Annotated in this window: 20 protein-coding genes; 15 read left to right on the top strand and 5 right to left on the bottom strand. The window is 56.5% G+C overall.

All coding sequences use genetic code 11. From position 1 onward, the window contains the following. The first annotated feature begins 38 nt into the window (after nucleotides 1-38). The 5 genes from rnc (at nucleotide 39) to acpS (ending at nucleotide 3533) form a co-directional block, all read left to right on the top strand. On the top strand, nucleotides 39-719 hold the full coding sequence (gene rnc / locus SK53_RS00110) for a ribonuclease III (protein ID WP_003860711.1): 681 nt from the start codon (nucleotides 39-41) through the stop codon (nucleotides 717-719). Next, a complete protein-coding gene (gene era, locus SK53_RS00115; RefSeq protein WP_003860709.1) occupies nucleotides 716-1621 on the top strand; it encodes a GTPase Era in 906 nt (301 codons plus the stop codon). Before rnc ends, era begins: the two co-directional genes overlap by 4 nt. A gap of 17 nt (nucleotides 1622-1638) precedes the next feature. Beyond that, nucleotides 1639-2346: a DNA repair protein RecO gene (gene recO, locus SK53_RS00120; RefSeq protein WP_003860708.1), complete on the top strand. Its 708-nt coding sequence runs from the start codon at nucleotides 1639-1641 to the stop codon at nucleotides 2344-2346. Nucleotides 2347-2421: 75 nt separating this feature from the next. Continuing rightward, a complete protein-coding gene (gene pdxJ / locus SK53_RS00125) occupies nucleotides 2422-3153 on the top strand; it encodes a pyridoxine 5'-phosphate synthase (RefSeq protein ID WP_045330528.1) in 732 nt (243 codons plus the stop codon). Further along, nucleotides 3153-3533 (top strand): holo-ACP synthase, encoded by a 381-nt coding sequence (gene acpS, locus SK53_RS00130; RefSeq protein ID WP_003860706.1) that lies wholly within the window; start codon nucleotides 3153-3155, stop codon nucleotides 3531-3533. The genes pdxJ and acpS overlap by 1 nt, the downstream gene beginning before the upstream one ends. Here acpS and SK53_RS00135 read toward each other — a convergent pair. Beyond that, nucleotides 3530-3790, bottom strand: a complete 261-nt coding sequence (locus SK53_RS00135) for a YfhL family 4Fe-4S dicluster ferredoxin (RefSeq protein ID WP_003860704.1) — start codon at nucleotides 3788-3790, stop codon at nucleotides 3530-3532. The genes acpS and SK53_RS00135 overlap by 4 nt on opposite strands. Before the next feature lie 56 nt (nucleotides 3791-3846). After that, nucleotides 3847-4695: a MurR/RpiR family transcriptional regulator gene (locus SK53_RS00140; protein WP_003860702.1), complete on the bottom strand. Its 849-nt coding sequence runs from the start codon at nucleotides 4693-4695 to the stop codon at nucleotides 3847-3849. Between the two features lie 118 nt (nucleotides 4696-4813). Between SK53_RS00140 and murQ the strand changes: the two genes are divergently transcribed. The 4 genes from murQ to tadA are packed head-to-tail and all read left to right on the top strand — an operon-like array spanning nucleotide 4814 to nucleotide 8287. Beyond that, complete coding sequence (murQ, locus tag SK53_RS00145) at nucleotides 4814-5710, top strand: N-acetylmuramic acid 6-phosphate etherase (RefSeq protein WP_003860700.1); 897 nt, start codon at nucleotides 4814-4816, stop codon at nucleotides 5708-5710. Between the two features lie 9 nt (nucleotides 5711-5719). Beyond that, nucleotides 5720-7084, top strand: a complete 1365-nt coding sequence (locus SK53_RS00150) for a PTS transporter subunit EIIC (RefSeq protein WP_048208228.1) — start codon at nucleotides 5720-5722, stop codon at nucleotides 7082-7084. Nucleotides 7085-7087: 3 nt separating this feature from the next. Next, nucleotides 7088-7723, top strand: coding sequence for a phosphatidylglycerophosphatase C (gene yfhb, locus SK53_RS00155; RefSeq protein ID WP_003860696.1), 636 nt, complete (start codon nucleotides 7088-7090; stop codon nucleotides 7721-7723). A 24-nt stretch (nucleotides 7724-7747) separates the two neighbouring features. Next, the gene (gene tadA / locus SK53_RS00160) at nucleotides 7748-8287 is read left to right on the top strand and encodes a tRNA adenosine(34) deaminase TadA (protein ID WP_022651606.1); all 540 of its coding nucleotides are present in this window, start codon (nucleotides 7748-7750) and stop codon (nucleotides 8285-8287) included. On the opposite strand, the gene mltF is transcribed toward tadA, so the two are convergent. Beyond that, the gene (mltF, locus tag SK53_RS00165; RefSeq protein WP_022651605.1) at nucleotides 8175-9725 is read right to left on the bottom strand and encodes a membrane-bound lytic murein transglycosylase MltF; all 1551 of its coding nucleotides are present in this window, start codon (nucleotides 9723-9725) and stop codon (nucleotides 8175-8177) included. The genes tadA and mltF overlap by 113 nt on opposite strands. 267 nt (nucleotides 9726-9992) lie before the next feature. Here mltF and purL point away from each other — a divergent pair, with 267 nt between their 5' ends. From purL to glnB, 5 genes are all read left to right on the top strand, one after another. Beyond that, a complete protein-coding gene (purL, locus tag SK53_RS00170; RefSeq protein ID WP_048208231.1) occupies nucleotides 9993-13880 on the top strand; it encodes a phosphoribosylformylglycinamidine synthase in 3888 nt (1295 codons plus the stop codon). A 532-nt stretch (nucleotides 13881-14412) separates the two neighbouring features. Then, complete coding sequence (gene qseE / locus SK53_RS00175) at nucleotides 14413-15846, top strand: two component system sensor histidine kinase QseE/GlrK (RefSeq protein ID WP_032610263.1); 1434 nt, start codon at nucleotides 14413-14415, stop codon at nucleotides 15844-15846. Beyond that, a complete protein-coding gene (qseG, locus tag SK53_RS00180; protein WP_003860689.1) occupies nucleotides 15843-16595 on the top strand; it encodes a two-component system QseEF-associated lipoprotein QseG in 753 nt (250 codons plus the stop codon). Before qseE ends, qseG begins: the two co-directional genes overlap by 4 nt. Further along, nucleotides 16592-17929 carry a two-component system response regulator GlrR gene (gene glrR, locus SK53_RS00185; RefSeq protein ID WP_045343126.1) on the top strand — a complete coding sequence of 446 codons (1338 nt, stop codon included), beginning with the start codon at nucleotides 16592-16594 and terminating at the stop codon, nucleotides 17927-17929. The genes qseG and glrR overlap by 4 nt, the downstream gene beginning before the upstream one ends. A gap of 80 nt (nucleotides 17930-18009) precedes the next feature. Next, complete coding sequence (gene glnB / locus SK53_RS00190; protein ID WP_003860685.1) at nucleotides 18010-18348, top strand: nitrogen regulatory protein P-II; 339 nt, start codon at nucleotides 18010-18012, stop codon at nucleotides 18346-18348. A 76-nt stretch (nucleotides 18349-18424) separates the two neighbouring features. On the opposite strand, the gene hmpA is transcribed toward glnB, so the two are convergent. Further along, nucleotides 18425-19615, bottom strand: coding sequence for an NO-inducible flavohemoprotein (gene hmpA, locus SK53_RS00195; protein ID WP_032665849.1), 1191 nt, complete (start codon nucleotides 19613-19615; stop codon nucleotides 18425-18427). Nucleotides 19616-19919: 304 nt separating this feature from the next. On the opposite strand from hmpA, the gene glyA reads away from it, so the two are divergent. After that, nucleotides 19920-21173: a serine hydroxymethyltransferase gene (glyA, locus tag SK53_RS00205; protein WP_003860678.1), complete on the top strand. Its 1254-nt coding sequence runs from the start codon at nucleotides 19920-19922 to the stop codon at nucleotides 21171-21173. 53 nt (nucleotides 21174-21226) lie between these two features. Here the strand turns inward: glyA and SK53_RS00210 are convergent, their stop codons facing one another. Next, complete coding sequence (locus tag SK53_RS00210; RefSeq protein WP_003860675.1) at nucleotides 21227-21649, bottom strand: DoxX family protein; 423 nt, start codon at nucleotides 21647-21649, stop codon at nucleotides 21227-21229. Between the last annotated feature and the right edge of the window lie 140 nt (nucleotides 21650-21789).

Genomic DNA, 21789 nt, shown 5'->3' on the forward strand with positions numbered 1-21789 from the left:
TGTGCTGCATTTTTGACGCATTCATTTATTGGTATCGCATGAACCCCATCGTAATTAATCGGCTTCAACGGAAGCTGGGCTACACTTTTCATCATCAGGAGTTGTTGCAACAGGCATTAACCCATCGCAGTGCCAGCAGCAAACATAATGAGCGTCTCGAGTTTTTAGGCGACTCTATTTTAAGTTTCGTGATTGCAAATGCGCTTTATCATCGTTTTCCGCGTGTGGACGAAGGTGATATGAGCCGCATGCGCGCCACGCTGGTGCGCGGCAATACCCTCGCTGAAATCGCACGCGAGTTTGAGCTGGGTGAATGTCTGCGTCTGGGGCCAGGTGAGCTGAAAAGTGGTGGTTTCCGTCGTGAATCCATCCTTGCCGATACGGTCGAGGCATTGATCGGTGGCGTGTTCCTGGACAGCGATATCCAGACCGTAGAAAAGCTGATCCTGAACTGGTATCAGACCCGCCTGGACGAAATCAGCCCGGGCGATAAACAAAAAGATCCTAAAACGCGTCTGCAAGAATATTTGCAGGGTCGTCATCTGCCGCTGCCATCCTATCTGGTGGTGCAGGTACGTGGCGAAGCGCACGATCAGGAATTTACCATCCATTGCCAGGTCAGTGGCCTGAGTGAACCGGTGGTCGGCACGGGTTCAAGTCGTCGTAAGGCTGAACAGGCTGCCGCCGAACAGGCGTTAAAAATGCTGGAGCTGGAATGAGCATCGACAAAACCTATTGCGGATTTATTGCCATCGTCGGACGTCCGAACGTTGGCAAATCCACCCTGCTGAATAATCTGCTTGGGCAGAAGATTTCTATCACCTCGCGTAAGGCGCAGACCACGCGTCACCGCATCGTCGGTATCCATACTGAAGGCGCGTATCAGGCGATTTACGTCGATACCCCGGGCCTGCACATGGAAGAGAAGCGCGCCATCAACCGTCTGATGAACAAGGCGGCGAGCAGCTCCATTGGCGACGTAGAGCTGGTGATTTTCGTTGTGGAAGGCACCCGCTGGACGCCGGACGACGAAATGGTCCTGAACAAGCTGCGCGACGGCAAAACGCCGGTGATCCTCGCGGTCAATAAAGTGGACAATGTGCAGGAAAAAGCCGATCTGCTGCCGCACCTGCAATGGCTGGGCAGCCAGATGAACTTCCTGGACATCGTCCCGCTGTCTGCGGAGACGGGTCTGAACGTTGATACCATCGCGGGCATCGTGCGCAAGCATCTGCCGGAAGCGACTCATCACTTCCCTGAGGACTACATCACCGATCGCTCTCAGCGTTTTATGGCGTCTGAAATCATCCGTGAGAAGCTGATGCGTTTCCTGGGCGCTGAACTGCCGTACTCTGTGACGGTGGAGATCGAGCGTTTCCAGAGCAACGAGCGCGGCGGTTACGATATTAACGGTCTGATCCTCGTTGAGCGTGAAGGGCAGAAGAAGATGGTGATCGGTAATAAAGGCGCCAAGATCAAAACTATCGGAATCGAAGCCCGTAAAGACATGCAGGACATGTTTGAAGCACCGGTTCACCTGGAACTGTGGGTGAAAGTGAAATCTGGCTGGGCCGATGATGAGCGTGCGCTGCGCAGCCTCGGTTACGGCGAAGATCAGTAACCTAAGACGACGAGCATATGGATGGATGGCAGCGCGCCTTTGTCCTGCATAGTCGTCCCTGGAGCGAAACCAGCCTGATGCTGGACGTCTTCACGGAAGAGTCCGGTCGCGTGCGCCTTGTTGCCAAAGGCGCACGATCCAGACGTTCTAATCTCAAAGGTGCCTTGCAGCCTTTCACCCCACTGCTGGTCCGCTTTGGCGGGCGAGGGGAAGTCAAAACCCTGCGCAGTGCTGAAGCCGTTTCCCTCGCGCTTCCTCTTTCTGGTATCACGCTCTACAGCGGTTTGTACGTCAACGAACTCATCTCACGGGTGCTTGAACATGAGACCCGCTTCTCTGAACTTTTCTTTGATTACCTGCACTGTATCCAGTCGCTCGCTGGCGCAACCGGCACTCCTGAGCCTGTGCTGCGTCGTTTCGAGCTGGCGCTGCTCGGTCACCTTGGATACGGTGTTGATTTTCTGCACTGCGCGGGGAGTGGGGACGAGGTAGAAGATACCATGACCTATCGCTATCGTGAGGAAAAGGGCTTTATTGCCAGTGTCGTCGTCGATAACAGCACCTTTACCGGGCGCCAGCTCAGAGCACTGTATGAACGCGAGTTCCCGGACGCCGACACCCTGCGTGCGGCAAAACGCTTTACCCGAATTGCGCTCAAGCCGTATCTTGGGGGCAAACCTTTAAAGAGCCGCGAATTATTCAGGCAGTTTATGCCGAAACGCTAATGTTTTACCCCTCACCCCAGCCCTCTCCCGGAGGGAGAGGGAGAAGGTAAATGAACAAAAATACCGAGGATTGTCATGGCTGAATTACTGTTAGGCGTCAACATCGACCACATTGCCACCCTGCGCAACGCGCGCGGCACGGCGTATCCGGATCCGGTTCAGGCGGCGTTTATCGCCGAGCAGGCTGGGGCGGACGGCATTACCGTCCATCTGCGTGAAGACCGTCGCCACATCACCGATCGCGACGTGCGTATCCTGCGCCAGACGCTGGATACCCGCATGAATCTGGAGATGGCAGTAACGGAAGAGATGCTGACGATTGCCTGCGATACGAAGCCGCATTTCTGCTGCCTGGTGCCGGAAAAACGACAGGAAGTGACCACCGAAGGCGGTCTGGATGTGGCCGGGCAGCTCGACAAAATGCGCGATGCCTGCAAACGCCTGGCGGATGCCGGTATCCTGGTTTCACTGTTTATCGACGCCGATTTCACCCAGATTAAAGCCGCTGCCGACGTGGGCGCGCCGTATATTGAAATTCACACCGGCTGCTATGCCGATGCTGAAAACGACGCAGCGCAGGCGAAAGAGCTGGAGCGGATCGCCAAAGCGGCAACCTACGCCGCGAGCCTGGGACTGAAGGTTAACGCCGGTCACGGCCTGACCTATCACAACGTAAAAGCCATCGCTGCCCTGCCGGAAATGCACGAGCTGAACATCGGCCACGCTATCATTGGCCGTGCGGTGATGAGCGGTCTGAAAGACGCGGTTTCCGAGATGAAGCGCCTGATGCTGGAAGCGCGTCAGTAATGGCTATTCTGGGCTTAGGCACCGACATCGTTGAAATAGCCCGCATCGAAGCGGTGATCGCCCGGAGCGGCGATCGCCTCGCAAGACGCGTGCTGAGCGATAACGAATGGGCTATCTGGGAGGCGCATCAGCAGCCGGTGCGCTTTCTGGCAAAGCGTTTCGCGGTAAAAGAGGCGGCGGCGAAAGCGTTCGGCACGGGCATTCGTAACGGCCTGGCGTTTAACCAGTTTGAAGTGTTTAACGATGAGCTGGGTAAGCCACGTCTGCGTTTATGGGGCGAGGCGCTTAAGCTGGCGGAAAAGCTGGGCGTGGCGCACATGCACGTAACGCTTGCAGATGAACGCCACTACGCCTGTGCGACGGTGATTATCGAAGGTTAAATTTTGTCCGCATGGTGCATCAGGACAAACTTATCCCACAGCTGTTCTTCGTTCTCGACATGTGCCGGATCTTTTAAGATCGTATTGGGGATTGGGCACACCTTCTGGCAGGTCGGCGTCTCATAGTGGCCAATGCACTCGGTGCAGCGGTCGCTGTTAATCTCATAAATGCTGTCGCCCATCGAAATCGCCTCGTTCGGGCATTCGGGTTCGCACATATCGCAGTTGATGCATTTTTTGGTGATTAACAGCGCCATCAGGAAATTCTCAGAAACATCACAAACAGGGCGGGCATTATACGCTCATTCGTTGTTCAAACCAGTTTTTTTACCAGCTCTTCGCTGTGACGAATACGCTCTGGCGCACGCTCCAGATCCTGCTGAACCAGCGCCATAAACAGCAGGTCCGTCAGCATCATCTGCGCACTCGTCGACGAAATCGCCGCGCTGCGAGTGGCCTGTTCCTCGGCGATGGTATACAGACAGCGGGTGGCCCGCTGCTGGAGCGCATTCGGGCTGAAGCCAGTAATGGCCAGAATTTTTCCTCCTACGCGCAGGGCTTCGTCGGTAGCCATATTAATTTCACGGCGCTCGCCGGAATAGGAGATGGCCAGCAGTAAATCGTCAGGATCCATGGCCTGCACGGTCGCCAGCAGCGCGTGCATATCCTGTTCAACGATGGCGTTATAGCCGATTTTTGTCAGCTTCCAGCCAAAGTTACGCGCAACCAGTCCGGAGGCACCGATCCCGGTCAATACAATACGCCGCGCGTCGCGAAGCATGGCTACGCTTTCCAGCAGCTTCTCTTCCGTGTTCACATCCAGCGTGGCATGCATTGCCGCCACGTTCTCTTTGATCAGCTTTTCGCCGACCAGACGCATCGGATCGTCGCCGCGGATCTGGTTATGCACCGGCATTGACTGCGGATTAGGGTTGCTTACCAGTGCTTCACTGATCGCCAGTTTTAGCGCCGGAAAGCCTTTATAGCCTATCTTCTGGGCAAATTTCACCACGCTCGACTGGCTCACCCCGGCTTCACCTGCCAGCTGCTGGGAGCTGAGGTGTCGCGCGCGATCGGGCTGGGAAAGTAAATAATCCGCCAGCTTTTTGTCACTCTGGGCAAACCCTGCGTAGCGCTGGCGAATACGAATTAAACAGTTCATACGGTCTCCTGGCGAAAATGTGATTACCCGCGCAATTACGAATTTTGCTCGCCTGAATGAATTTTATATTCCATTATAGTGCGTTTATTATGAATTAAAAATTCCAGAGGTAAATAACATGAATCTAGGCTCTCTTGTTTCTGAAACGCGTAACCCGCAAACCATGGATCTTGATGCACTGTCCACGCTGGAGCTGGTAAACCGCTTTAATCAACAGGATACCCTCGTCGCGCTGGCAGTCAAAGAGACATTGCCCGAGGTGGCGAAAGCCGTAGACGCCGCTGCCGACGCTCTGAAAGCAGGAGGACGCATTATTTACATGGGGGCGGGTACCAGTGGGCGCCTCGGTGTGCTGGATGCCTCAGAATGTCCCCCGACCTTTGGTGTTCCGCACGGTCTGGTCGTTGGCCTGATTGCCGGTGGCCCCGGCGCGCTGCTGAAAGCGGTGGAAGGGGCAGAAGACAATAAACAGCTTGGGGAGGACGATCTCAGGGCGCTGAACCTGACCGCGCAGGATCTGGTCGTCGGGCTGGCGGCTTCTGGTCGTACGCCGTACGTCATTGGTGGGCTGGAATACGCCAGACAGACGGGATGTACCACGGTGGCCATCTCCTGTAACCCGGGTTCGCCGATTGCGCAGGTGGCCGCCATTGCCATCTCTCCGGTCGTCGGGCCGGAAGCGCTCACCGGCTCCACGCGCCTGAAATCCGGAACCGCACAGAAGCTGGTGCTCAATATGATCTCCACCGGCGCGATGGTGAAATTTGGCAAGGTCTACCAAAACCTGATGGTGGATATGCAGGCCACCAACGTCAAGCTGGTGGACAGAGCCTGCCGCATGGTGATGGAAGCGACAGGCGCCAGTCGTGAAGAGGCGGAAAAGGTGCTTCAGCAGACCGATCACGATGTAAAACCCGCCATTCTGATGATATTAACCGGGCTGGATGCAGCCGCGGCCAGAGCCAGGCTTGAAGCCCATCACGGGTTTTTACGGGCGGCATTAGAACATCAATAAGAGGCGTTTATGGACAAAACAGCAGCGCTCGCCAGCGACATCCTGCTTGGGATCGGTGGGGAAAAAAATATTCAGCGTCTGGAAAACTGCATGACGCGTGTACGCGTCGAGGTGTACAACGACGAAAAGCTTGATTTAACGCGCCTGAAGCAGCTCCCCGGCGTGAGCGGGTACGTTAAACAGGGGCAACAGCACCAGCTGATTGTCGGTCCGGGCAAAGCGGCGCAGGTGGTTGATGCCATGCGCGCCCTGATGACGGGCAGTGAAACGGCTCCCACCTTTGACGACGCGGAACGCACCAAAGCGCAGGCGAAAGCCAAATACAAAGCCCCCATGAGCGATGCGCTGCGCCAGCTGGCAAACGTCTTTATTCCTCTTATCCCGGCGTTTATCGCGTCGGGGCTGATCACCGGGATTATCAATATCCTCAAGCGTCCGGATATTGTCGGGAATTTCGCCACCCAGTATCCGAACCTGCTGGGTATTCTGGCGATTTTCGGCAGCGCGGTGTTTGCCATCATGAATATTCTGGTGGGGGTGAACACGGCCAAAGTGTTCGGCGGCTCGCTGGCGATGGGCGGCGTAATGGCGGGTATCCTCTCCAGCCCGCAGCTGGCGCAGATTACGCTGTTTGGCGAGGCGCTTCAGCCTGGCCGCGGTGGGGTGATTGCCGTGCTGCTGGTGGTCATTCTGATGTGCTGGATTGAGAAAAAGCTACGCGCGTTGCTGCCAGGCTCGATTGAACTGATCCTCAACCCGCTGCTGACCACATTGATTACCGGGAGCGTGGCGATTGTGGCGCTGCAACCGTTAGGCGGCGCGATCTCTGAAGCCATCGCCCACGGCGCGTCTCTGGCGATCGATCGCGGCGGGCTGCTGGTGGGGGCCGTGCTGTCCGGGACCTTCCTGCCGTTAGTGCTGACCGGTCTGCATCAGGGGCTGGTGCCGATTCACGTCGAACTGGTACAGGCGCACGGCTATAACGCCCTGCTGCCGATCCTGTCGATGGCGGGCGTTGGGCAGGTCGGCGCGGCCATCGCGGTGCTGATGAAAACCCGCAACGCGCGTTTAAAAAAGGTCATTAAAGGGGCGCTGCCGGTCGGGTTGCTCGGTATCGGCGAGCCGCTGATTTTCGGCGTGACCTTGCCGCTGGGTAAGCCGTTCCTGGCCGCCTGTCTCGGTGGCGCGGTGGGCGGGGCGTTAATCAGCTACTGGAAAGTGGCGACCGTCATTACCTTCGGGATCTCCGGTTTACCGCTGGCATTAACCATCGTGACCGGAAAAGTGATGCTCTATCTGTTAGGCTATCTGGTAGCGGTGATCGCCGGGTTCCTGTTTACCTGGCTGTTAGGATTCAACGACCCAGAGGAGTAAGGTTTGGCCAGTCACGAGCGTCGCGTTGTCTTTTTTGATCTGGATGGAACGCTGCATCAGCAGGATATGTTCGGCACCTTTATGCGCTACCTGCTGCGGCGCCAGCCCCTTAACGCGTTGCTGGTATTACCCCTGTTACCCGTTATTGGCATCGCGCTGCTGGTGAAAGGCCGTGCAGCGCGCTGGCCGATGAGCCTGCTGCTCTGGGGATGCACGTTTGGTCATAGCGAAGCGCGCCTCAAGCAGCTCGAACAGGATTTTGCGCACTGGTTTCGCGGGCACGTCGCCGCGTTTCCCGTGGTACAGGCGCGCCTGACCAGCTATCTCGACGCCAATGATGCCGATATCTGGCTGATTACTGGCTCCCCGCAGACGCTGGTGGAGCAAGTCTATTTTGATACGCCCTGGCTGCCGCGCGTAAATCTTATCGCCACGCAGATCGCGCGCGGCTACGGCGGCTGGGTGCTCACCCTGCGCTGCCTCGGACATGAAAAAGTGGTGCAGCTGGAGAAACGCATCGGTACGCCGCTGCGTCTGTACAGCGGCTACAGCGACAGCAAGCAGGACAACCCGCTGCTCTATTTTTGTCAGCACCGCTGGCGCGTCACGCCTCTGGGCGAACTTCAGCAACTCGAATAGTCTTATCTGTACCGGCTGTGTATAATGCCGCCCGCTTTTCGACTGGAGTATCAGCCCTTGTCCAACCCTGAACACAATCATGAATACTGGATGCGTCATGCGCTGGCGCTGGCTCAGCGCGCCTGGGAAGAGGGCGAAGTGCCCGTGGGCGCGGTTCTGGTCCATAACAATCAGGTGATTGGGGAAGGGTGGAACCGTCCGATTGGCCGTCACGATCCTACCGCGCATGCTGAAATTATGGCGCTGCGTCAGGGCGGACTGGTGCTGCAAAACTATCGTCTGCTTGATACCACCCTGTATGTCACCCTTGAGCCGTGCGTAATGTGCTCCGGGGCGATGGTGCACAGCCGAATCGGTACGCTGGTGTTTGGCGCGCGGGATGAAAAGACGGGCGCTGCTGGTTCACTGATGGACGTACTTGGGCATCCGGGGATGAACCACCAGGTGAAAACTATCGGCGGGGTACTTGCACCAGAATGTTCGGGTCTGTTAAGTGACTTTTTTCGAATGCGTCGGCAGCAGAAAAAGCAACAAAAGGCAGAATTGAAACCGCAGGGTGATTAAGCTCTTCCGGTGCGACCACCGGATAGCTTTCAGCCAGCTGTTGCGCCTCGGCCGCCTCTTTTTCTTTCTCCAGCAGATATCCCACCAGGCTTATCTGATACTTACGAATATTTTCCACGTAGGCATACGCTTCATGGCCGCGCGCATAGCCATACGTCAGCTTCTGGTACCACTGTTTCTGGCTAAGCAGCGGCAGGCGCTGTTTTACATCTGACCAACTGTCCGGGTTACCTTTGGTTTTCGCCGTCAGCGCCCGCGCGTCGAGCATATGCGCATACCCCATGTTATAGGCGGCCAGCGCAAACCAGATCCGCTCCCCTTCCGGGACCGTCTCCGGCACTTTCGCCATCATATCCTGTAAATACTGCGCGCCGCCGCTGATGCTCTGTTCCGCATCGGTCCGGTCGCTGATGCCGAGGCTCTGGGCGGTATTTTTGGTCAGCATCATCAACCCGCGCACGCCCGTGGGGGAGGTGGCCTGAGCATCCCAGTGCGATTCCTGGTAGGAAATTGCCGCCAGCAGCTTCCAGTCAATCTCCTGGGCGTACTTCTCAAACAGCGGTTGCAGGTCCGGCAGCACGCTGTCCACCGCGCGCAGGAAGGTGCGGGTGTCAACGTAATCAAAATCGTCCCCGTGACCGAGATATTTCTCTTCCAGACGCGCCAGGGTGCCGTCTTCATTGATGGAATTAAAGAAATCGAGCATGGCCGCAGAGACGGTTTGATCGTCGTCCAGCTGGGTAAACCAGGTCACCGGCTGTTCGTCGGTCACATCCAGCGCCACGGCGATTTCAGGATGAACGCGCTGGAAAAGACTGATCGCCACCGAATCAGCAATGGTATAGGCCAGCTTTTTATCTTTTACCTGCTCCAGCAATTCGGTCGTGCCGAGTTTAGGATCGACCGTCCAGCTGAGGTTAGGGTATTTTTTCTCTTTCAACGCCCGCAGATCGTCAATCACCACATGGCCTGGCGCAATGGTCAATTGCTGGTCGGTGATGTCGGCCAGTGAGCGCGGGCGCAGGCTACCCACACGATAAACCACCTGCTGCGACACGGAGTAGTAGGTCGGGCCCGGCTGATAGTTTTTGCTGCGTTCGCTGTTGTACACCAGACCTGCGGCGAGAATATCGGCACGGTCATGGTCCAAATCATCAAACAGCTGGTTGATGTTCTGCCGCACGGTAACTTTCAGCTTCACGCCCAGATAGTCCGCAAACAGCTGTGCCAGTTCGTAATCAAGACCGATGGTTTTACCGTTGATATCGTCGTAAATAAGCGGGGAGGAGAGTGTACTGACGCGCAACTCCCCCCGCTCCTGAATGGCGGCGATACGGTTTTCGGCCTTGCCGAACCAGGGGATAGACGGCCAGAGGGCCACTGCCAGCAGCAACGTAACAATGCCGATGAGCAGATAATTAATCTTTAATTTTTTCAATTAGTTAATTCTCTGCGACGCCGGTTGCCTCAGTGTGCTGTAGTCATGTTAAGAGTAGAGATTGCCATTGATTGAGCGGCATTTTGCGCAAAGTAGCGCCAGTTGGCAACCAATTAGAGAGACAGGTCACATCTATTGTTAAACATAAAGGTTGATTTTATTTCGACGCAAACGGTTTCGTCGGCGCTCAGGATTCTCTATAATGACGCCCGTTTTCCCCCCTTGCGCACACTGTAAGCGCCCCGGCGCTTCGAAGACGAGAGACTTATGATGGAAATTCTGCGTGGTTCGCCTGCACTGTCTGCCTTCCGTATTACCAAACTGCTGGCACGTTTTCAGGCGGCCGACCTTCCGGTAAGCAATATTTACGCTGAGTATGTCCATTTTGCTGACCTGAATGCCCCCCTGAATGCAGAGGAGCGCGTACAGCTGGAACGTCTGCTTAAATATGGCCCAAGCCTGAGCAGCCATACGCCGACCGGCAAATTAATCCTCGCCACGCCACGCCCTGGCACCATCTCCCCCTGGTCTTCCAAAGCAACAGACATCGCTCACAACTGCGGCCTGAACCAGATTAATCGTCTGGAGCGCGGTGTGGCGTACTACGTGGAAGCCTCTACCCTGAGCGACGCGCAGTGGCAGGCGGTTGCGGCTGAACTGCACGACCGCATGATGGAGAGCGTGTTTGACTCTCTGGATGATGCGCAGAAACTGTTCTCCCACCATCAGCCTGCGCCGGTACAGAGCGTGGATCTGCTGGGGCAGGGCCGTCAGGCGCTGATTGACGCAAACCTGCGTCTTGGTCTGGCACTCGCAGAGGATGAAATCGACTACCTTCAGGATGCATTCGTTAAGCTGAATCGCAACCCGAACGACATCGAACTGTATATGTTCGCGCAGGCCAACTCCGAGCACTGCCGCCACAAGATTTTCAACGCCGACTGGATTATCGACGGCGAACAGCAGCCGAAGTCGCTGTTCAAAATGATCAAAAACACCATGGAGCAAACCCCTGACCACGTGCTGTCTGCCTATAAAGACAACGCCGCGGTGATGGAAGGTTCCGAGGTGGGCCGCTTCTTCGCCGATCGCGAAGCAGGGCGCTATGACTTCCATCAGGAGCCCGCGCATATCCTGATGAAAGTGGAAACCCACAACCACCCGACGGCGATCTCCCCATGGCCGGGTGCGGCGACCGGCTCCGGCGGTGAAATCCGTGACGAAGGGGCGACCGGTCGCGGCGCGAAACCAAAAGCGGGTCTGGTCGGTTTCTCCGTCTCCAACCTGCGTATCCCGGGCTTTGAACAGCCGTGGGAAGAAGATTTCGGCAAGCCAGAGCGCATCGTGACCGCGCTGGATATCATGACCGAAGGCCCGCTGGGCGGCGCGGCGTTTAACAACGAATTTGGTCGTCCGGCGCTGAATGGTTACTTCCGTACCTATGAAGAGAAAGTGGACAGCCACAACGGCGAAGAGCTGCGCGGCTACCACAAACCGATCATGCTGGCGGGCGGGATCGGCAACATCCGTGCCGATCACGTGCAAAAAGGCGAGATCGTCGTCGGCGCGAAGCTGATCGTGCTCGGCGGCCCGGCGATGAATATCGGTCTGGGCGGCGGTGCGGCCTCTTCGATGGCCTCCGGTCAGTCTGATGCGGATCTTGACTTCGCGTCCGTGCAGCGTGACAACCCGGAGATGGAGCGTCGCTGTCAGGAAGTAATCGACCGCTGCTGGCAGCTGGGCGATGCTAACCCGATTCTCTTTATCCACGACGTGGGAGCGGGCGGTCTGTCCAACGCCATGCCGGAGCTGGTGAGCGACGGCGGCCGCGGCGGACGCTTCAACCTGCGCGATATCCTGAGCGATGAGCCTGGCATGAGCCCGCTGGAAATCTGGTGTAACGAATCCCAGGAGCGCTACGTGCTGGCCGTTGCGGCGGATCAGCTGCCGCTGTTTGACGAGCTGTGCCGCCGCGAGCGCGCGCCGTATGCCGTCATCGGTGAAGCGACCGAAGAGCAGCACCTGACTCTGAGCGACACCCATTTCGACAACCAGCCTATCGATCTGCCGCTCGACGTGCTGCTCGGTAAAACGCCGAAGATGATCCGGGACGTAACAACCCGTAAAGCGGCGGGCAAAGCGCTGGATCGCCAGGGCATCACCGTGGCAGAAGCCGTTAATCGCGTGCTGCACCTGCCTGCTGTGGCTGAGAAAACCTTCCTGGTCACCATTGGCGACCGTACCGTTACCGGTATGGTATCCCGCGATCAGATGGTCGGCCCGTGGCAGATCCCGGTGGCGAACTGCGCCGTGACCACCGCGAGCCTCGACAGCTACTACGGCGAAGCGATGGCGCTGGGCGAACGCACCCCAGTGGCGCTGCTGGACTTCGCCGCCTCTGCGCGACTGGCCGTTGGTGAAGCGCTGACCAACATCGCGGCGACGCAGATTGGCGACATTAAACGCATCAAGCTCTCCGCGAACTGGATGGCCGCCGCCGGTCACCCGGGTGAAGATGCCGGCCTGTACGAAGCGGTGAAAGCTGTGGGCGAAGAGCTGTGTCCTGCGCTCGGCCTGACCATTCCGGTGGGTAAAGACTCCATGTCGATGAAAACCCGCTGGCAGGAAGGTAACGAGCAGCGCGAGATGACCTCTCCGCTGTCGCTGGTGATCACCGCGTTTGCGCGCGTGGAAGACGTACGTCATACCGTTACGCCGCAGCTTTCCACTGAAGATAACGCCCTGCTGTTGATTGACCTCGGCAAAGGCCATAACGCCCTGGGCGCCACCGCGCTGGCGCAGGTTTACCGCCAGCTCGGCGATAAGCCAGCCGACGTGCGCGACGTCGCCCAACTGAAAGGCTTCTACGACGCAATTCAGGCGCTGGTGGCGCAGCGTAAGCTGCTGGCCTACCACGACCGTTCCGATGGTGGCCTGCTGGTGACGCTGGCAGAGATGGCCTTCACCGGTCACTGCGGCGTTGAAGCAAACATTGCTACGCTTGGCGAAGACCGCCTGGCGGCGCTGTTTAACGAAGAGCTTGGCGCGGTCATTCAGGTACGCGCCGCAGATCGCGACGCGGTGGAAGCGATTCTGGCGCAGCACGGTCTGGCAGACTGCGTACACTATCTCGGTAAAGCGGTGCAGGGCGACCGTTTCGTGATTGAAGCCGACGGCCACGCGGTGTTCAGCGAAAGCCGCACCACGCTGCGTATGTGGTGGGCGGAAACCACCTGGCAGATGCAGCGCCTGCGTGACAACCCGGAATGCGCCGATCAGGAACACAACGCGAAGGCGAACGACAACGATCCTGGCCTGAACGTGAAGCTCAGCTTCGACATAAACGAAGACATTGCCGCGCCGTACATTGCGACCGGTGCGCGTCCGAAAGTGGCCGTGCTGCGCGAGCAGGGCGTTAACTCCCACGTTGAGATGGCGGCGGCCTTCCACCGGGCGGGCTTTGATGCCATTGACGTCCACATGAGCGACCTGCTGGCCGGGCGTACCGGGCTGGATGATTTCCAGGCGCTGGTTGCCTGCGGAGGGTTCTCCTACGGTGACGTGCTGGGCGCGGGCGAAGGCTGGGCGAAGTCTATTCTGTTTAACAGCCGCGTGCGTGACGAGTTCGAAACCTTCTTCCACCGTCCGCAGACGCTGGCGCTGGGCGTGTGTAACGGCTGTCAGATGATGTCTAACCTGCGCGAGCTGATCCCGGGCAGCGAAGCCTGGCCGCGCTTTGTGCGTAACCAGTCTGACCGCTTCGAAGCGCGCTTCAGCCTGGTAGAAGTAACCCAAAGCCCGTCTCTGCTGTTGCAGGGAATGGTGGGTTCGCAGATGCCAATCGCGGTTTCGCACGGCGAAGGTCAGGTTGAAATGCGTGATGCGGCGCACCTGGCTCAGCTTGAAAGCAAAGGACTGGTAGCGCTGCGCTTTGTTGATAACTTCGGCAAGGTCACCGAAACCTATCCGGCTAACCCGAACGGTTCGGCAAATGGCATTACCGCGGTCACCAGCGAAAGCGGTCGGGTGACCATCATGATGCCGCACCCGGAGCGTGTCTTCCGCACCGTGAGCAATTCCTGGCACCCGGAAAACTGGGGCGAGGACAGCCCGTGGATGCGCATTTTCCGCAACGCGCGTAAACAACTGGATTAAGTTTCAACGCCCTGACTGTAGGCCCGGTAAGCGCGAGCGCCACCGGGCTTTTTTGTACCTGTCGCAAAATTGCGACAATCCTCTGGATTGAGTGTCTCCAATAAGAGACATATAAATTGTTGATTTATCTATGGCAGGACAGGTTTCCATTAAGGTGTTGCTTAATAGCGACACTTAGCCTGGAAATCATTCACCTGACAATCAATGCATTTTAATAATAAAACAATTATTAATCATAAGGATAGTATCAAAGTTTGCAATCTGGCACGCATGTTGCATAATAGTAGCCAGTGGCTCATTCACCTTCTTATGTCAGCCCCTTCGGGACGTGCTACATAAACTTCGAATGACGCACAAAAAGGTGCCTGCCGTCCAACTACTGATTATTGCAATGCTTTATCAGGCCAGGGCGAAACGTCGAGTTAGGCACCGCCTTATTCCATGACAAAGCCGGGTTTTTACCTGGCTTTGTTGTATCTGAAGGGCAGACTCAGTTACGCTCTCCTCAAACCCGGATGATGAGAGTAATGTGTTGAAACGCTGGCCCGCTTTCCCTCGCTCCCTGCGACAGCTCGTTATGATGGCCTTCCTGCTGATCCTGCTACCTTTGCTGGTTCTGGCGTGGCAGGCATGGCAAAGCCTGAATGCGTTAAGTGCCCAGGCGGCCCTGACTAACCGCACCACGCTTATTGATGCCCGCCGTAGCGAGGCAATGACCAACGCCGCGCTGGAGATGGAGCGTAGCTATCGCCAGTACTGCGTGCTGGACGACCGTACGCTGGAGAGGGTCTATCAGAACCAGCGTAAACGCTACAGCGAAATGCTGGATGCCCATGCCGGGGTCTTGCCGGATGACAAACTCTATCAGGCGCTGCGTCAGGATCTGAACGATCTGGCGCAGCTCCAGTGCAAAAACAGCGGTCCTGATGCCGCCGCCGCCGCCCGACTTGAAGCCTTCGCGAACGCCAATACGGAGATGGTGCAGTCCACCCGTACGGTTATCTTTTCCCGTGGTCAACAACTCCAGCAGGAGATTGCCGAGCGCGGCCAGTTCTTCGGCTGGCAGGCGCTGGTGCTGTTCCTCGTCAGCCTGGGGCTGGTACTGCTCTTTACCCGCATGATCATCGGCCCGGTAAAGGGGATCCAGCGGATGATTAACCGCCTGGGGGAGGGCAAATCTCTCGGGGATACGGTTGTTTTTAAAGGCCCGCGCGAGCTGCGCTCGGTCGGTCAGCGCATCATCTGGCTTTCTGAACGCCTGGCGTGGCTGGAATCGCAGCGTCACCAGTTCCTGCGCCATATCTCACACGAACTCAAAACACCGCTGGCCAGTATGCGTGAAGGCACGGAGCTGCTGGCAGATGAAGTAGCGGGGCCGTTATCCCCTGAGCAAAAAGAGATCGTGGCGATTCTGGATGCCAGTAGCCGCAATTTACAAAAACTTATTGAACAACTGCTGGACTATAACCGCAAGCTGGCGGATGGTGCTGTGGTGCTTGAAAGCGTTGAGATTGAACCGCTGGTGGACATGGTGATCTCCGCCCATAGCCTGCCAGCAAGAGCTAAAATGATGCATACCCAGGTGGATCTCAATGCGCCATCCTGCCTGGCAGAGCCTATGCTCCTAATGAGCGTACTGGATAATCTTTATTCCAATGCGGTGCACTATGGTACTGAATCCGGTACCATTTATATCAGAAGCAATAACAACGGTTCGCGGGTATTTATTGACGTAGCGAATACGGGAAGCCCGATTCCGGATGATGAAAAAACGATGATCTTTGAGCCCTTCTTCCAGGGGAGTCATCAGCGAAAAGGTGCGGTAAAAGGAAGTGGTCTGGGGCTGAGTATTGCCCGCGACTGCATACGACGCATGCAGGGTGAGCTTAACATCGTGAGTGATGAACGCGCCGATGTCTGTTTTCGTATCGAACTGCCTCTTGAGCCGGAAAAATCAATGAAATGAATAACAACCTGGTGAGTATGTCACACGTCTTTTACCGCGCACTGCGCGCGGTGTTTTCCAGCAAAAATGTGCGCCTCAGCCTGCCCTGCTTACTGCTGGCCGGCTGTGTAACCCATGCACCAAAAAGTGCGATTAGCCACAAACAGGAAGATAAATGGCCGCAAAAACAGCTGGCCGATTTCCTTTCAACACGTTGCGATGATATCTGGAGCCTGTCGGGGCGTGATGTTGAATCCAATCCGCTGTTCTGGCTGCGCGGAATAGACTGCGCCCAGCGGCTGGCGCCCGCCGAGGCCCGTGCCCAGGCGGCGATGCTGATGGACGATACCTGGCAGGACGCGTTTAAACGCGGGATCGTGATGGCGGATGCCAGAATCACGCCTGTCGAACGCCGCGCCAACGTGACGCGGCTGGATACTTACGTGATCAATATTCCCCCCCAGGTGCGCCCGGTCTATCAGCTCTGGCGGGACGGACAAACCCTGCAATTACAGTTGTCCGAAGAGCGTTTCCGCTACAGCAAATTGCAGCAGTCGAGCGACAGCGAGCTTGATGCGCTTCGCCAGCAGCAGGAGTCGCTGCGCGAGCAGCTGGAAACCACCACCCGCAAGCTTGAAAATCTGACCGATATCGAAAGACAGCTCTCGACGCGTAAGCCAGCAGGCAGCTATCTGCCCGATGGGTCGAAAGGCAACTCTGCCACGACGCCAGACAGTGAGACGCCGAAACAAGAGGATGTGAAGCCATGACAAGCCGTAAACTTGCCCATCTGTTACTGGTGGATGACGATCCCGGTCTGTTAAAGCTGCTGGGGATGCGTCTGGTCAGCGAAGGCTACAGCGTGGTCACCGCTGAAAGCGGGCAGGAGGGGCTGAAAGTGCTCAGCCGCGAGAAAATCGATCTGGTGATCAGTGATTTGCGCATGGATGAAATGGATGGCCTGCAACTGTTCACGGAGATCCAGAAGCAGCAGCCCGGGATGCCGGTGATTATCCTCACCGCTCACGGATCTATTCCTGATGCGGTGGCCGCGACGCAGCAGGGAGTATTCAGCTTCCTCACCAAACCGGTGGATAAAGACGCCCTCTATAAAGCGATCGACAGCGCCCTTGAGCACGCGGCGCCATCCGGCGACGACGCCTGGCGTGAATCCATCGTGACGCGTAGCCCTGTGATGCTGCGTCTGCTGGAACAGGCGCGGATGGTGGCGCAATCCGACGTTAGCGTACTGATCAACGGCCAGAGCGGGACCGGGAAAGAGATCCTGGCCCAGGCGATCCACAACGCCAGCCCACGCAGTAAAAATGCCTTTATTGCCATCAACTGTGGCGCGCTGCCGGAACAACTGCTTGAGTCTGAGCTCTTCGGCCATGCCCGCGGCGCCTTTACCGGCGCGGTGAGCAGCCGTGAAGGGCTGTTCCAGGCGGCTGAGGGGGGCACGCTGTTTCTTGATGAAATTGGCGATATGCCCGCGCCGTTGCAGGTTAAACTGCTGCGCGTGTTGCAGGAGCGAAAAGTGCGTCCGCTTGGCAGCAACCGCGATATCGATATCAACGTGCGTATTATTTCCGCTACCCATCGCGATTTACCCAAGGTGATGGCGCGCAACGAGTTCCGCGAAGATCTCTACTATCGACTGAATGTCGTCAACCTGAAAATCCCGGCGCTGGCCGAGCGTGCGGAAGATATCCCGCTGCTGGCAAATCACCTTTTGCGCCAGGCCGCTGACCGCCACAAACCATTCGTGCGCGCGTTCTCCACCGATGCGATGAAACGCCTGATGACAGCAAGCTGGCCGGGCAACGTACGCCAGCTGGTGAACGTGATTGAGCAGTGCGTGGCGCTGACGTCATCGCCGGTGATCAGCGATGCGCTGGTGGAGCAGGCGCTCGAGGGGGAAAACACGGCCTTACCGACGTTTGCGGAAGCGCGAAACCAGTTCGAGCTGAACTATCTGCGCAAGCTGCTGCAAATCACCAAAGGCAACGTAACCCATGCGGCGCGCATGGCCGGGCGTAACCGTACCGAGTTTTATAAATTGCTCTCACGCCACGAGCTGGAAGCGAACGATTTTAAAGAGTAATACCGCAAAATTCGCCTGAATATGATACTGTGAGCAACCGATTACGAGGCTGCTTACTGGCAAGAGTTTAAGGACCCACCATGAAAAAGATTGATGCGATTATTAAACCTTTCAAACTGGATGATGTACGTGAAGCGCTGGCAGAAGTAGGCATCACCGGGATGACCGTAACTGAAGTGAAAGGTTTTGGTCGTCAGAAGGGCCACACCGAGCTATACCGTGGCGCAGAGTACATGGTGGACTTTCTGCCGAAAGTGAAAATCGAGATCGTGGTAAGCGATGATATCGTCGATACCTGTGTGGATACCATCATCCGCACGGCGCAGACCGGTAAAATTGGCGACGGGAAAATCTTCGTCTTTGACGTGGCGCGCGTGATCCGTATCCGTACCGGCGAAGAAGACGACGCGGCGATTTAAAAAAGATTTGGTAGGCCGGGTAAGGCGCAGCCGCCACCCGGCGAAAAAAAAGCCCCTCGTTGAGGGGCTTTTTGCATTACAGCACTTTATGCGGGCCGAAACATTCGTAATGAATGTTGTCTTTATTCACGCCCAGGTCTACCAGCTGCTTCGCGGCATACTGCATAAACGCTACCGGCCCACAAACGTAGAACTGCATCCCCGGTGCGCTGAACGCCCCTTCATGCTGCCCTAAATTCATCAGGCCTTCGCTGTCGAAACGAGCCGCTGCGCGGTCGGCTTCCGTGGGTAAACGATACCAGGTATGCGCGGTAAAGTGTGGCAGACCCGCTCCCAGCGCTTTCACCTCGTCCGCGAAGGCGTGAACATCACCGTTCTCCGCCGCGTGGAACCAGTTAACCTGCGCGCTGTGGTTTGCTTTCGCCAGCGTATCCAGCATCGCCAGCATTGGCGTCTGCCCCACGCCTGCGGAGATCAGCGTCACCGGGGTATTCGTTTCAACGGCCATAAAGAAATCGCCCGCCGGTGCCGCCAGATGGACCACGTCGCCCACGCTGGCTTCGTTATGCAGCCAGTTGGATACCTGACCGCCTTCCTCACGTTTAACCGCAATGCGATAGCCTTTGCCGTCTGGCTTGCGGGTCAGGGAGTACTGGCGAATCTCCTGATGCGGGAAGCCTTCAGGCTTCAGCCAGACGCCCAGATACTGGCCCGGCTGGTAATCGGCAACTGGCTGACCGTCAACTGGCTCAAACTCAAAGCTGGTGATCAGTGCGCTGCGCGGGGTTTTCTCAACGATGCGGAAGGCGCGCGTGCCTTCCCAGCCGCCAATCTTGCTGGCGTTTTCGCTGTAGATCTGTGCTTCACGGTTGATGAATACGTTTGCAAGTACGCCATAGGCCTTCCCCCAGGCATCCAGTACTTCCTGGCCCGGGCTGAACATTTCGTCCAGGGTCGCCAGCAGGTGACTGCCGACGATGTTGTACTGCTCAGGTTTGATCTGGAAGCTGGTGTGCTTCTGCGCGATTTTTTCCACCGCAGGCAGCAGAGCCGGCAGGTTTTCGATGTTGCTGGCATAGGCGGCAATAGCATTAAACAGCGCTTCGCGCTGATCGCCGTTACGCTGGTTGCTCATGTTGAAAATCTCTTTGAGCTCCGGGTTATGCGCGAACATGCGATCGTAGAAATGGGCGGTCAGTTTAGGACCCGTTTCAACCAGCAGGGGGATTGTGGCTTTCACGGTAGCGATGGTTTGGGCGTCGAGCATAGCAGCTTCCTTCTGATGTTACTTTAATGATGTATTTTATATGCATCTTATAAAAATACCCCTGCAATGTAAATGGTTCTTTGCATCGTGAAAAATATGCATCACAAAGCTGAAAAGAAATCCGTTGAAAATGGTGAGAGCTTTATTGCTCAAACCCTTGCGTGGCGTGGAGGTAAACGTTTGCGTAAAATCGTTTGTCAAGACCTGTTATCGCAGAACTATTCAGTTATACTGTTGCCCGTCGTCCAACAGGACTGCCTTTTCAGGCCAAAAATTTACTTGTTAGCTGAGTCAGGAGATGCGGATGTTAAAGCGTGAAATGAACATTGCCGATTATGATGCCGAACTGTGGCAGGCTATGGAGCAGGAAAAAGTACGTCAGGAAGAGCACATCGAACTGATCGCCTCCGAAAACTACACCAGCCCGCGCGTGATGCAGGCGCAGGGTTCTCAGCTGACCAACAAATATGCTGAAGGTTATCCGGGCAAGCGCTACTACGGCGGTTGCGAATACGTTGATATCGTTGAGCAGCTGGCTATTGACCGTGCGAAAGAACTCTTTGGCGCTGACTACGCGAACGTCCAGCCGCACTCTGGCTCTCAGGCTAACTTCGCTGTTTATACCGCGCTGTTGCAGCCGGGCGATACCGTTCTGGGTATGAACCTGGCGCAGGGCGGCCACCTGACTCACGGCTCTCCGGTTAACTTCTCTGGCAAACTGTACAACATCATCCCTTACGGTATTGATGAGTCCGGTAAAATTGACTACGAAGACATGGCGAAGCAGGCCAAAGAGCACAAGCCGAAGATGATCATCGGTGGCTTCTCTGCTTACTCCGGCATCGTTGACTGGGCAAAAATGCGTGAAATCGCTGACAGCATCGGCGCGTACCTGTTCGTCGACATGGCGCACGTTGCCGGTCTGATTGCCGCTGGCGTTTACCCGAACCCGGTTCCACATGCGCACGTTGTGACCACCACCACCCACAAAACCCTGGCGGGTCCACGCGGTGGGCTGATCCTGGCGAAAGGCGGTGACGAAGAGCTGTACAAAAAGCTGAACTCCGCCGTATTCCCAAGCGCCCAGGGCGGCCCGCTGATGCACGTTATCGCCGCGAAAGCCGTCGCGCTGAAAGAAGCGATGGAGCCAGAGTTCAAGGTTTATCAGCAGCAGGTTGCTAAAAACGCCAAAGCGATGGTGGAAGTGTTCCTGAATCGTGGCTACAAAGTGGTCTCTGGCGGGACTGAAAACCACCTGTTCCTGCTGGATCTGGTTGATAAGAACCTGACCGGTAAAGAAGCTGACGCAGCCCTCGGCCGCGCCAACATCACCGTGAACAAAAACAGCGTGCCAAACGATCCGAAGAGCCCGTTCGTGACCTCCGGTATCCGTATCGGTTCTCCGGCCGTAACTCGTCGTGGCTTTAAAGAAGCGGAAGTAAAAGAGCTGGCGGGCTGGATGTGTGACGTTCTGGACAACATCAATGACGACGCGGTTATCGAGCGCGTTAAAGGTAAAGTGCTGGACATCTGCGCACGCTTCCCGGTGTACGCATAATTCTCTGCGTTGCAGAACTGAAAAAGGCCGCTCATGCGGCCTTTTTTTATGGGCTAACGTCGATCGAGGGAGATGGCCCCCGGCCCGGTAATCGCCAGCAAAATAAATGCGCCAGCGATACTCACATTTTTGTAGAAGTTAATCATATTTGGCAGGACCGCATCGCCCGTCATATCCCAGTAGTGGTGACCAATCACCGCCGTTCCCAGCGTATAGAAGACAAAGATCACCGCGAGAGGGCGGGTGAAAAAGCCCAGCACGATTAGAATCGCGGCGGGGACTTCCATCACTACCGCAATAATCGCGGCCAGCATGGGCATGGGGGCACCGAGCGACGTCATATACTGAACGGTGCCGCTAAACCCCGTCAGCTTGGGATAACCGAAAATAATAAACAGGACCACGATAGCAATGCGGGCAATTAAAAGCAGGAGAGAACGAGAGGAGCCGAAATCGAAATAACGTAAGCTGTTCATGGCAAACGACCTCTTCAGGCGATGTCTTATAAACGTAATACAGTTTTACCGCTCTCGCCATACGCTGTCCGGCTGGTGATGATGTTAATTTTTAGTTAATTTATAGCACGCTAACGACTTGCTAAAGTCAGGGATTAACG

This window comes from Enterobacter sp. MGH119, from assembly GCF_001037675.1.
GTDB lineage: Bacteria > Pseudomonadota > Gammaproteobacteria > Enterobacterales > Enterobacteriaceae > Enterobacter > Enterobacter hormaechei_C.